The organism is Pedobacter sp. GR22-10 (genome assembly GCF_026239715.1).
Lineage (GTDB): Bacteria > Bacteroidota > Bacteroidia > Sphingobacteriales > Sphingobacteriaceae > Pedobacter.
Genome location: NZ_JAPIVR010000001.1, coordinates 1,022,425 through 1,034,681 on the forward strand (window position 1 = coordinate 1,022,425; position 12,257 = coordinate 1,034,681).

Here is a 12,257-nt window from a genome sequence, read left to right on the forward strand (position 1 = left end):
GGTTATGAAACGATACAAAAGCAGCCTTCCTGTTTTATTCATGATGCTGATGCTGGGCGCTTGCAGTGTAACCAAAGATTATACGAAACCAGCTTTAGCAATGCCGGCTCAATTTGGTACAACCGAAAATGGCAGGAACGACACGACTGTACTCGATAGAAAAGACTTTTTCAAAAACGAAAAATTAGTTAAGCTAATTGATCAGGCCATTGAAAAAAACAGCGAAATACAATTGGCAATACAAAATATAGAAAGTGCAGGAGCTATTTTTAAAAAAGTAAAACTTAATTATTTACCTGAGTTGAACGCACAAATGAATGCGAACAGAAGTACTGCATCAAAAAACAGCTTGGCCGGGATATCGGCACAACAATTTACTTCCAGTACCACCACACAAGATTTTACCACTTCTTTAGGCCTTACTTGGGAAATTGATATCTGGGGAAAAATCAAAAGGCAAAAAGAAGCGGCACTGGCTGATTATTTACAAAGCCAGGCGGTAAAAAAAGCCGTACAAACCAAGCTGGTTGCCGATGTAGCCAATGGCTATTATAATTTACTGATGTTGGATAACCAGCTTTTTGTAGCCAAAAGGAATATAGAATTGGGTGAAAATACCTTGCAAATATTACGCATTCAGTTCAAATATGGCGATGCCAATGCTTTGGGCATCCAACAGGCAACGGCACAATTAGCACAAGTGAAGGTGTTACTATCACAGATAGGACAGGATATTGCACAGCAAGAAATTGCGCTGAGTATTTTGTGTGGAAACTATCCATCGTCAATAGACCGACAAGAAAACATAAATGATGAACTCAATACCACTCATATGGATTATGGGGTTTCGGTGCTGGCAAATCGTCCGGATGTTTCTGCTTCAGCACTCAGCTTGCGCTCAGCAAATGCAAAAGTGGGTGTGGCACAGGCTTCGTTATACCCAAGCATCAGTTTATCTGCACAGTCCGGACTTAATTCACTAAAAGTAAGCAACTGGTTCACTGTTCCTGCATCATTATTCAGTACTTTTGCCGGTGGGATTACCCAGCCTGTTTTCAATCGGGGTGCTTTAAAATTACAACAAAAACAGGCAAAAATAGATTATGAAAAAGCCGTTATTAATTTCCGTCAATCGGTTCTGACGGCTTATGGCGAAGTTTCTATTGCACTGATTAAAGAAGAAAAATTAAAAGAACAAGCCATACATACCAGGTTGCGGGCGCAGGAATTGGAAAAAGGAATGGTAACTGCTAAAAAGTTATTTAAAAATGGAATGGTTAATTATCTGGAAGTGATCATTGCAGAAAATAACTACCTGCAGGCAAGCCTGGCAAGCGCACAACTGCAACGGGACCAAATTGCCAATAAAATAGAACTTTACCGTGCCGTAGGTGGCGGTTGGAATTGATGTATGTATCTTTACCATCTTAATATTTCACACCAAAAAATATGAAACCCATAAAGTGGCCCGTTAAGCTCATTTCCATATTGGTAGTATTCGTATTGGTTTATTTATTTTCCTATTTAATAAATCCATTTGTCGATTTTATGAAGACGTATCGGCAGATGAGTGTATATGAAATACTGGAAGAAGTAGTTTTCGTTTTCTTACAGTCTTGGGCAATTATAGAAACCAGTGTGTTTATTGCCAAATTTTTGGATAAAAAATTGCCATGGAACAATGCACCAATGCAACGTGTGCTGGTACAATTGGTTTTGGTTATCTTTGTGGTCACGCTTATGCTCTACCTGCAACATCTGTATTACCAGGCAGAATATGATGAGCCTGAAAATACTGAGCAAGCCATCAGTATCTGGCAGTTTTTTCTGGTTGGTGTGATTGTTTCTATTTTTGTAAGCACTTTTCACACCGGATATGCTTTACTCGAATATTGGAAAAAATCGATGTCGGAAACCGCAGCACTGAAAATAAAAACCCTGGAACTTAAAGAAGTGGCCATGCAATCTGAATTGCAATCCCTCAAACTGCAACTGGATCCGCATTTTATGTTCAATAATTTCAGCACGCTATCTGCCCTGATTAATGAAGACCAAGAACTTGCCAGTCTTTTTTTGGATAATCTTTCGCAGGTGAACCGATATATGATGATCAACCTAAAAAAGAATTTGGTTACCCTGCAGGAGGAAATCAATTTTGTGAAATCGTATAGTTACCTCATCCACATCCGCCATGGTGAGAATGTTAAGATTGAAATGGATATTCCTAACGAATTCATAAACAGGTATATCCCACCTATAAGCTTGCAGCTATTAGTTGAAAATGCCATTAAACACAATAGGGCAACAGGGGCGATGCCGCTACTCATTTGTATTAATATTGACAAGGAAACTGATTTTTTATGGGTGAGAAATAATTTACAACGCATAGCAAACCCTTTACCAACAACCGGATTTGGGCTGAACAATATCATCAACCGTTATGAAATTTTATCTGATAAAATTCCTGTAATTAAAGAAACCAGCAACAGTTTTGAAGTGGGCTTGCCTTTGTTGAACTAATATTTTAATAAATGAACATTCTGATTGTAGAAGATGAAAAACACAATGCCATACGCCTGCAACAGTTGGTTGCAGAAATATCGGATGCCTATCATATTGTTGGTACGGTAAGCTCGGTTGAGGAAACAGTGCAGTGGATAAAAAACAATGCCAAACCAGATGTTGCACTGATGGATATTCGCCTGTCTGACGGCTTGAGCTTTGATATTTTTCAGCAAACTACCGTTAGCTTTTCTGTGATATTCACCACAGCTTATGATGAATATGCGATAAGGGCTTTTAAAGTGAATAGTCTGGATTATTTGCTCAAACCCATCCAGAAAGAGGAGCTCGCCATAGCTTTAAAAAAAACTAATCCTGCCGCTTCACAGCCTGATATGGAAAAGTTGCTGAACCTGATCAACAGTAAAGCAAAAATATACCGCAAGCGTTTTCTATTGCCAGCTTTCGATGGTTTCAAAACCATAAGTGCAGATGATATCGCGTTTGTGTATTTCGAATATAAATCTACACGGCTGATGTTAAAATCTGGGCAGGAAGAGATGGTATCATATTCTTTAGACGATCTGGAAGACGAATTGAACCCGGATGATTTCTTTAGGGCTAACCGTCAGTTTATCATTTCTATCAATAGCATCGAGCGTATTCTGAACAGTTTTAATGGCAAGCTGAAGGTTGTGCTTAAAGCGCATCCTGAAAAAGAAGTGTTGGTAAGCAAAGAAAAAGCAACGAAATTTAAAGAGTGGTTAAATCAATAAAATCGACCCATTATAAAAAGACTGAAAAACAAATAAGATGAATAAAATTTCAAGTACATTAAAGCCAGATCTTGGCATCCTGTTATTGCGTATCGCTACTGGTGGCTTAATGATCTTTCACGGCATAGCCAAACTGTTCCATGGATTTGATTTTATCAAACAGAGCCTTATCGAAAAGGGCTTGCCGGCTTTTCTTTGGGTTGGTGTTCCAGTGGGTGAAGTACTGGCACCGCTGATGTTGATTTTGGGTATCTTTTCACGCCTTTCCGGGCTGATGATTGCTATTGTAATGTTATTTGCAATATACCTGGCCCATGGGATGTCAGCATTTACAATTAATGAAAACGGCGGACTAGATGGAGAACTTGCACTAATCTATATGTTTGCAGGCATTGCTATATTTTTTACAGGGGGAGGGAAGTACGTTTTGTATAAAGCCGGAAATGAATGGACTAAATAGTAAATTGTATAAAGTGCAAAACCTTGCGCAAGTATATAGCCTAAGTTATTGTTAAACGATTTATCAATAGATCTCAGTTGGTAATGCCATAAAGAATTAGGAGAGGGTTTGTGTACGTTAAAGTAAGCTCGGATAAAATAATTTCAAATGACTACTTTTATCAGCTCTATTGGATGGCTGTGGGTGGTTTGCTGGCAAAGGGAGAGGTCAAATGCACCGATGGCTTATCTCTGCATTTAAATAGTGTATGAAATACATTAACAATGAAGACCTTTAAATTTCTGAAAAATAAGTATGATGTTGAGCTCCTGATTGATATCGGTGCTTATAAAGATATTCCGAATTATTTTTTCGAAAGTAAGCTTCATGATGCCGATTTTTATGAAATCATATTTTTTGCTAAAGGGAACGGCTATTTAGCACTTGATCAGCAGCGCATTGAAATTACTGATCATACCATTGTTTTTATCTCTCCATTTCAAAAAAGAAGGTGGTTTTTAGACAAAACTAAGGTGGATTGTTATTTCCTATTTTTTCAGGATAGCTTTCTGTCTGATTTCTTCTCGGATAAATTATTTGCTTTCAGGCTGCAGTTTTTCTATAACAAAACAAAACCACTCTACCTGAAGGTTAATGACGACTTCTTTTCACAGCTGGCGAATATTATTCAGGAGCTGCTCATGGAGATCAAAACATTTAAGTCAGATAGCGAACATATGATCAGGGCGTTGTTATACCTGGTGTTAATTAAACTCAATCGCGCTTATGCACAGCATTACCTGTTGTCTTCAGAAACAGAAAATAATAGCCTGGCATTTAGGTTTAAGGAGGTTTTACAAAATGACGTATGTAAAACCAGAAACATCGATTATTATGCACAGCAGTTAGGCACTAGCAGGGTAACACTCAATAAATGCATCAAAAGGCAGTTCGGGCTTACCGTTTCTGAAATGGTTAATGAATTTATCCTGTTTGAAATTAAGTCGCTTTTATCTTATACGCAGCTGAATATCAATGAAATTTCGTATCAGTTGCAATTCTCACAGGCCAATCATTTAACACGTTTCTTCAAATCGCAAACCGGGATCTCCCCGAAAGCATTCAGAAATGCTTATCAAAAGGGTAGTTCTGTTATCTGATTGGTCCTGATTATTTTTTTATGCATGGTATTTTTGTGTAGGTGCCTGTTCACCACTAACTTTTATACAAAAAACAGGCAGACGTTCTTCACATAAAGGAAGAACAGATAAACGATCACACCATTAAAAACAGCATTTAAATGAAAAAGCGAATCAGATTTATCTTCGTATTTACCCTGATTTTACTTCCCTGCTTACTCTTCGGGCAGCAACAGCAAACCATTGAACTTGCTAAACTGTACAAAAAAGGAAAGCTTAAAGCCGTAAACAGAACGATCAAAATTGTTTCAAGTGATAGTGGAGCTTACCTGAAAATATCGGAAAGTAAGAAGGAAGGTATTGTTTGGCTACCGGTGAAGGACTTTAAAAACGGAACCATTGAGATTGAAATGCGAGGAAAAGACGTTTTTCAGCGCAGTTTTATCGGGATTGCCTTTCATGGTGCCGATGATCTTCATTATGATGCGGTATATTGCCGTCCTTTTAATTTTTTTGCTAAAGATGCTATCCGGCGAGTTCATGCGGTGCAATACATTTCACAACCCGATTTTACCTGGGAAAAACTGCGAAAGGAGCGGAATGCAGTTTTTGAGAAAGAAATCATTGATCCACCAAATCCTGATGATTGGTTTAGTATGAAATTAGTAATGGAGGGCACCACCGTTAAAGCGTACATCAACCACGCCAGCCAGCCTTCACTGGTGGTCGAAAAACTCAACCATCGAACAGCTGGAAAAATAGGCCTTTTTACAGCAGATAGCAGCGGAGGCGACTTTAAAACCATGAAGATAAATAACCGGTAGTGTCTTGAATTTTTTGTAAAAAAAGATGTGGGTCATTCCTGTTGTAATTAAAGAAATTCAGAACTTTATTACAAGATAATTTAGTTGATTCAGATTTTTCAATGAATTTAGTTAGGTTAGGGAATTAAATTAACAGTATTAAATCTATAATTCATTAAATCAAAACCTTGCATTAACCAAAAATAATGTCAACATCCAGACCATTAAAAATAACAGTTTTCTTTGTATTGAGCCTGCTTGCCTTATTTGGTTTAGTCATTTCATCTGTTATTATGATCAACCAGCTTGGGATGGATCAGCAGTTACAGGGGTGGGTAAATTTGCTGTGGTTACCTCTTCCTGTATTGATTTTAATTGTAGACAGGATCTGTGTAAGGAAATTTGGCGCCAAAAGCGTAAATAAAACTCAATGGTATATTTTAGTTATACTTATTTTACTCGTTATTCTAAATTATGTGAGGCTACTAATTGAATAAGAATAAAATCACAAAATCCGCAATAACTATTTGCATCTATCTATTGTTATTTAGATGATATGGATACTGTATTTAATAACTATTACGCCGGAACAAGTGGTCTTTTGCTGCCTGTTCCCAATAAACTTCATTATCCGGAAGCATTTAAAGATAAATCCAGGCTTTGCTACTATGCTTCTTTAATGAATACCATTGAAATTAATAGTTCATTCTATAAAATTCCACAAGCCTCAACAGTTAAAAAATGGGCCTTAGATGTAAACGAGGATTTTCGTTTTACCTTTAAGCTTTTAAAAGAAATTACGCATAATAAAGATCTGGCCTTTGATCCTGATGTAGTTTCCCGTTTTTTTGAAGTCATCTCGCATATAGAAGAAAAGAAAGCTTGTATTTTAGTTCAGTTTCCACCAGGTATTAAACTCAATCATTTTAAACAGTTGAAGTACCTGATGTCTGTCCTTCGGGAAAATGATCCGGGTATGGCATGGAAAATTGCCCTGGAATTCAGACATCCATCACTTTACATCGATGAAATATATGAGCTTCTGGATGAGTATAAGCTGGGCATGGTGATCCATGATAAGTCGCCGGCAAATTCGCCTGTCAGAGATTCAGATACTGATTTTGTTTACCTTCGTTTTCATGGTCCCGGAGGCAATTATAGAGGAAGTTACCCGGATGATATACTTGATGAGTATGCAGACTATATTTCAGAATGGCTGGCAGACGGTAAAGTGGTATTTGTTTACTTCAATAACACCATGGGTGAGGCCTATGCTAATCTGACTACCCTTCGGGAATTGGTCAGGAATAGGTGCTAAGCAGTAACTCTTGAAGACGATAAAATAAATAATTTCCATCACCACGTAATGGATTTTTGACCAGCCTGTCATTTGTAAGGCTGGCCACACATCGAAGTGTAAAATACACTAATCATTATCTCAAATTTCCTGCTAATCGCTTCCCATGTCTTATGGAGTGGCATAATTCCACATTTTTTATAGCATTGGATTCAATTTTTATATCGCCATGATTGGCAAAGCACTAACATTGTTCCGTTAAATCTTCTCCCAGGATTAACGAATTGCTAACCGATATAAATCCATCATTGTCCATGAAAAAAAGCCAAATATATCCGCTTTTGAACTGTCCTTTAAGGTACAGAACCAATCCAACTTCTTTTCAACAAAACCAAATGTAACTATTATGAAAAAAAGAAATTTACGCAGTTTATTTCACGTACACCAGGTTAGTAACCTTAAAGGAATGCTCGCTTTGCCATTGCTGATGGCAGCCGCTATTGCTCCGGGTTATGCTGCCGATGTCCACCGTATGGCTTACGAAATCAACGCTTTTCAACGTGATGTGCAGATCACCGGAACCGTGCGGGCAGCTTCTGGCGAAACCTTGCTAGGTGTTTCCGTAAGTGTAAAGGGGGGCAGCAGAGTAGTGGCCACCGATGCCAATGGAAAGTATAGCATCTCTGTCCCGGAGAATGCCACTTTAGTCTTCAATTATATTGGCTTCCAATCTAAAGAAATTGTTGTAGGCAGCAATCCCGTAATGGATGTGACCTTAACTTCAGCTGATACCTCATTGGATGATGTGGTCGTGATCGGCTATCAAACCATTCGCCGGAGAGATTTAACCGGAGCTACCGGCTCAGTAAATACCACTAACACCGAAAAACTGGTCTCACGTTCTTTACCAGAAGCATTGCAAGGGCAAACCCCAGGCGTAGCCGTTAGAAATGGTGGTGCTCCAGGTCAGGAAGCGGTGGTAAATATCCGTGGTCTGGCTACTTTTGGTAACGCCAGTCCTTTGTATGTGATCGATGGGATGATTGCCGATCCGAATACCACAGTGAGTCCGAATGATATTGAAGATGTACAAATCCTGAAAGATGCCTCGGCAGCTGCCATTTATGGATCAAGAGCCGGGAATGGGGTGATCCTCATCACCACGAAAAAGGGTAAGGATGGCCCCGCAAAAATAGCGGTAACCTCCAGGTACAGTATTTCTCAGGTACCAAAAACTTACGACATGATGAATGCTGCAGAATATGCAGCCACCAATACCCGTGCTTATCAGGCTTCAGGAATGGCCATTCAGCCGGGTGTTGCCAACTATAATGGCAGAACCAATACGGATTGGGTAGATGAAACGCTTCGCACCGGATCGGTTCAGGATTATAACGCCAGTATTTCCGGTGGAGGCAATGGTTCAAAATACCTGATCTCCGGGGGTTATTTCAAAGATAAAGGCGTACTGATTGCCAGGGAATTTGAACGGGCTTCGTTCCGGGTAAATACCGAAACCACCAAAGGCAGGTTCAAATTCGGAGAAAACCTGGCTTTTTCTTCTTCCACTTCAAAATCTCCGTTTCAGGGTGGTGCCTTTGCCGGAAATCCATGGTATGATATGTTTACCAGCGTGCCTTTAATCCCGGTTCAGGATAATGCTTTAATCAGTACCAATAACCCTGGAGGATGGGGCTACGGATCAAATGCCAGTATCAATACTTTTTCCCGTAACCAAACCGCTATTGCCAATATTACTTCGGTCAAATCAAATTTCGCCAAGCTTCTAGGTAACGCTTTCGTCGATTTTAAAATCATTGAAGGCTTAACTTATCGCTTTAATGCCGGTATCGAAACCAGCTTTGATAAGAGCAAATCGCTCCGGAAAGATGGTTCGTGGTACCAGAACCAATCGCCTGATTTTAGTCAGTTAAGTGATAACCGTTCCCAGTTCCTCAGCTATTTACTGGAGCATACCTTAAACTATCACTATGTAATCGGTAAACACAGCATCAATGGGGTGGTGGGTTACACCGAGCAGACTACGCAAACGGATAATACTTTCGGCAGCGGCATTAAGCTGGCACAATTTGGAGGCGATTATTTCAATACCTTAACTTCTACAGCCGGTGAGGGAAGAACTTCTTCCGGTACGATCTATAAAAGCTTGTTAGATTCCTATCTGGGAAGGGTAAATTATACCTATAATGATAAATACCTGGCTACATTTACTTTCCGGGCAGATAAAGATTCCCGTTTCTCTCCTCAGTTCCGAACAGGTTATTTCCCATCGGGTGCTTTAGGATGGAGAATTTCGAAAGAAGATTTCTTTAAAGTGGATTGGGTATCTGATTTAAAACTAAGGGGTTCATATGGTTCTCTGGGTGTAAATACTTTAAGTCCGTACCAATACATCGGTTTTTTAAACCAGGCACCAGATGTAGTTTTGGGCAGCGGACAAACCACCAATGCAGGTGCTATTCAGGCTAAACTGGCTTCGGGTGATTTAAGATGGGAAAAGAAAAAGACAACCAATTTAGGTTTTGATGCCTCCTTGTTTAAGGATCAGTTCACCGTAAACTTTGATGTGTTCCGGTCAGTTTCTGAAGATGTTTTACTTGCTCAGCCTTTGCCGGGTTATCTGGGGAATTTACAGGGCGATCCAATTGTGAATATCGGCTCTATCCAAAACAAGGGGATTGAGTTAAATTTAGGCTACCGCCCAAAACTGGATGGCGATTTTAAATGGGACCTTGCAGGGAATATAAGTGTAATAAGAAATAAAGTATTATCACTGGGTAACTTAGGGATTGATACAGAAACGGGTCAGCCGAAAGATTATATCCAGTCGGGCAATACCCGTACGCAGGTGGGCCGTTCCATCGGTGAATATTATGTGTTAAAAACGGATGGTATTTTCCAGAATCAGGCAGAAATTGATGCACATAAAGCCCAGAGTGCCTATGCCAAACCGGGTGATATCCGTTATGTCAATACTGTTAATGGTGGTACCAATGATGATATCAACGATAAAGACCGTGTGTTTGCAGGTTCTGCTTTCCCTAAATTCACCACAGGTTTACAGTTCAATTCCAGGTACAAAGATTTCAGTCTTTCTGTTCAGCTTTATGGTGCCTTCGGACAAAAACTCTATAATGACGTACTCCGGGAACTGGATAGTTACGGAAACTCCAACTACAGAAGGGCAATTAACCCGTGGACCCCAACCAATACTGCTACCACATTCCCAAGATTGGGTTACCAGTTTGCGGCGAACGACAAGGGCATTAACGAAAATGCAAGGGGCAACACCGATCGCTGGATTGAAGATGGTTCTTTCTTAAGATTACGTAATGTAGAACTGGGTTATAACCTGCCGGTTAAGTTCATTTCTAAAGCCAATATCAGCAGTGCCAGGTTATATGTAAGCGGTCAAAACTTGTTTACCCTCACCAAATACAGTGGATTGGATCCGGATGTGGTAGGCGCAAATGCAAACCTGGAACCGGGCGTAGACAATGGAAATTATCCATCATCCAGAATTATCTCATTTGGTTTAAGCGTAGGATTCTAATTTATAAACAAATCATGAAAAAATATATATTCATATTAACGGCATCACTTATGGCCTTCTCAGGTTGCAAAAGAGATTTTGATGCCGTTAATCCAAATGCACCAACTATTTCCAGTTTCTGGAAAACAGGTGATGATGCAACAAAAGGCATTAATGCGGTTTACAGTACGTTTTACCGTACCGCCAGTTTATATTCGAGATGGATGTATTACCACGGCATTTTAAAATCTGATGAAGGTTTTGGGTCTGGTGGTGATGGTGGATTAAACAACTTAATGCGCTTCAATCAAACCAATTATAACGATGGGTTAACCGCTCAAACCTGGTCTAACCTATTTGTGGGCGTGTTCAGGGCCAATCAGGTGATTGCAAATGTACCAGCCATACCAATGGATGAAACCAATAAGAAAAGGATCATTGCCGAAGCCAAATTTTTAAGGGCCTTATTTTATTTCAACCTAACGCTTTATTATGGCCGTCCGCCTTTAATGTTAACGCCCTCGCAACCGAAAGACGTACCTGCAAATGCCACTACACAACAAGCTTATGCACAGGTGGCCAAAGATTTAACCGAGGCTTTGGTCGATTTACCGGTAAGTTATTCGGCAACAGATTTGGGCCGTGCAACAAAAGGAGCCGCTTATGCGCTTCTGGGTAAAACCTATCTGCAACAGCGCATGTATCAGGAAGCAGCCAATGCTTTTGGCTATCTGGTTACGGGTGCCGGAAGTTCAATCTACTCCCTAACAGCTGATTACCGGGATAACTTTATCATCAGCAAGGAAAATAACAGTGAATCTATCTTTGAAATTCAGTTCAGTGAAAACCAGTCTGAAAGTACAGATGATGATGTGGATGAAGCCCGAATTAACAACACTGGTTCATCTATTGCTCAGTTTTTCGCGCCTCCGGGTGTTGGGTATTCAGATGGAGCAGCCCGCAGGTGGGTTGTGGACGAATTTTTACAGGAAAAAACCACCACTGGTGCGCAGGACCCACGTTTGGCTGCTTCCTTTATTTTTAATAATGCAAATCCGGCCGGACCAACTGCCACCATCGTTTACGGACAAACTTTCGCCAGTCGCTATGGCAACGGACCAGATGCCAATGGCGTATGGTTCCGGAAATTGCTAAACGATCACTGGAGAAACCAGGAAGGTTTTCGTTCGCCGAATAACTACCGTTTAATCCGCTATGCAGATGTGCTCTTAATGTATGCAGAAGCACTTAATGGTCTAAACAGAACGGCAGAAGCTTATCCATTTGTTGATCGGGTAAGGCAAAGAGCAGGTTTGGCTACGCTTACTTCAACTAAACCAGGTTTAAGCCAGGCACAATTCTTAACTCAGCTCAAACATGAGCGGGTAACGGAACTGGCAGGAGAAGGCTGGCGTTGGGCGGATTTGTTGCGTTGGGGTGATTTAACTCCGGCTTTGGCCAGCAGAGATGCAGATTTTACCGGATTTATTGTTGGAAAGCATGAGTTGTATCCGATCCCGCAAAGCGATATTGATTTGAATTCAAATTTAACGCAGAATCCGAGGTATTAATTGATTCGTTATTGCTAAAGTAAGTTTTAGTCTGTGGGATTAGTGAAAATCAGCGGAGAGTATACTGTGCCACATTTTAGTTTCCCGCAGATTAAGAAGATTTACGCAGATCAATTTTCATCAGCGGGATCAGCGAAAATCAGCGGGAGATATACTGTATCATGTTTTAGTTTCCCG

At 40.1% G+C, this 12,257-nt stretch carries 10 protein-coding genes; all 10 read left to right on the top strand.

Annotation, left to right across the window (positions count from 1 at the left end; all coding sequences use genetic code 11):
* The first annotated feature begins 4 nt into the window (after nt 1-4).
* Complete coding sequence (locus OQX64_RS04320; RefSeq protein ID WP_265817792.1) at nt 5-1,408, top strand: efflux transporter outer membrane subunit; 1,404 nt, start codon at nt 5-7, stop codon at nt 1,406-1,408.
* Between the two features lie 41 nt (nt 1,409-1,449).
* Nucleotides 1,450-2,520 carry a sensor histidine kinase gene (locus OQX64_RS04325; RefSeq protein WP_265817793.1) on the top strand — a complete coding sequence of 357 codons (1,071 nt, stop codon included), beginning with the start codon at nt 1,450-1,452 and terminating at the stop codon, nt 2,518-2,520.
* Nucleotides 2,521-2,531: 11 nt separating this feature from the next.
* Nucleotides 2,532-3,278, top strand: a complete 747-nt coding sequence (locus OQX64_RS04330; protein ID WP_265817794.1) for a LytR/AlgR family response regulator transcription factor — start codon at nt 2,532-2,534, stop codon at nt 3,276-3,278.
* A gap of 37 nt (nt 3,279-3,315) precedes the next feature.
* Nucleotides 3,316-3,738, top strand: a complete 423-nt coding sequence (locus tag OQX64_RS04335; RefSeq protein WP_265817795.1) for a DoxX family protein — start codon at nt 3,316-3,318, stop codon at nt 3,736-3,738.
* 263 nt (nt 3,739-4,001) lie between these two features.
* Nucleotides 4,002-4,877: an AraC family transcriptional regulator gene (locus OQX64_RS04340; protein ID WP_265817796.1), complete on the top strand. Its 876-nt coding sequence runs from the start codon at nt 4,002-4,004 to the stop codon at nt 4,875-4,877.
* A gap of 140 nt (nt 4,878-5,017) precedes the next feature.
* The gene (locus OQX64_RS04345; RefSeq protein ID WP_265817797.1) at nt 5,018-5,680 is read left to right on the top strand and encodes a hypothetical protein; all 663 of its coding nucleotides are present in this window, start codon (nt 5,018-5,020) and stop codon (nt 5,678-5,680) included.
* Between the two features lie 185 nt (nt 5,681-5,865).
* On the top strand, nt 5,866-6,156 hold the full coding sequence (locus tag OQX64_RS04350; protein WP_265817798.1) for a hypothetical protein: 291 nt from the start codon (nt 5,866-5,868) through the stop codon (nt 6,154-6,156).
* 59 nt (nt 6,157-6,215) lie between these two features.
* Nucleotides 6,216-6,977 carry a DUF72 domain-containing protein gene (locus tag OQX64_RS04355; RefSeq protein WP_265817799.1) on the top strand — a complete coding sequence of 254 codons (762 nt, stop codon included), beginning with the start codon at nt 6,216-6,218 and terminating at the stop codon, nt 6,975-6,977.
* A 385-nt stretch (nt 6,978-7,362) separates the two neighbouring features.
* The gene (locus OQX64_RS04360; RefSeq protein WP_265817800.1) at nt 7,363-10,530 is read left to right on the top strand and encodes a SusC/RagA family TonB-linked outer membrane protein; all 3,168 of its coding nucleotides are present in this window, start codon (nt 7,363-7,365) and stop codon (nt 10,528-10,530) included.
* Nucleotides 10,531-10,544: 14 nt separating this feature from the next.
* Nucleotides 10,545-12,080 carry a RagB/SusD family nutrient uptake outer membrane protein gene (locus OQX64_RS04365; protein WP_265817801.1) on the top strand — a complete coding sequence of 512 codons (1,536 nt, stop codon included), beginning with the start codon at nt 10,545-10,547 and terminating at the stop codon, nt 12,078-12,080.
* Nucleotides 12,081-12,257: the final 177 nt, after the last annotated feature.

Coding starts and splice junctions, on each gene's coding strand:
- OQX64_RS04320 (WP_265817792.1), top strand. CDS start 5: ATGAAACGATACAAAAGCAGCCTTCCTGTTTTATTCATGATGCTGATG.
- OQX64_RS04325 (WP_265817793.1), top strand. CDS start 1,450: ATGAAACCCATAAAGTGGCCCGTTAAGCTCATTTCCATATTGGTAGTA.
- OQX64_RS04330 (WP_265817794.1), top strand. CDS start 2,532: ATGAACATTCTGATTGTAGAAGATGAAAAACACAATGCCATACGCCTG.
- OQX64_RS04335 (WP_265817795.1), top strand. CDS start 3,316: ATGAATAAAATTTCAAGTACATTAAAGCCAGATCTTGGCATCCTGTTA.
- OQX64_RS04340 (WP_265817796.1), top strand. CDS start 4,002: ATGAAGACCTTTAAATTTCTGAAAAATAAGTATGATGTTGAGCTCCTG.
- OQX64_RS04345 (WP_265817797.1), top strand. CDS start 5,018: ATGAAAAAGCGAATCAGATTTATCTTCGTATTTACCCTGATTTTACTT.
- OQX64_RS04350 (WP_265817798.1), top strand. CDS start 5,866: ATGTCAACATCCAGACCATTAAAAATAACAGTTTTCTTTGTATTGAGC.
- OQX64_RS04355 (WP_265817799.1), top strand. CDS start 6,216: ATGGATACTGTATTTAATAACTATTACGCCGGAACAAGTGGTCTTTTG.
- OQX64_RS04360 (WP_265817800.1), top strand. CDS start 7,363: ATGAAAAAAAGAAATTTACGCAGTTTATTTCACGTACACCAGGTTAGT.
- OQX64_RS04365 (WP_265817801.1), top strand. CDS start 10,545: ATGAAAAAATATATATTCATATTAACGGCATCACTTATGGCCTTCTCA.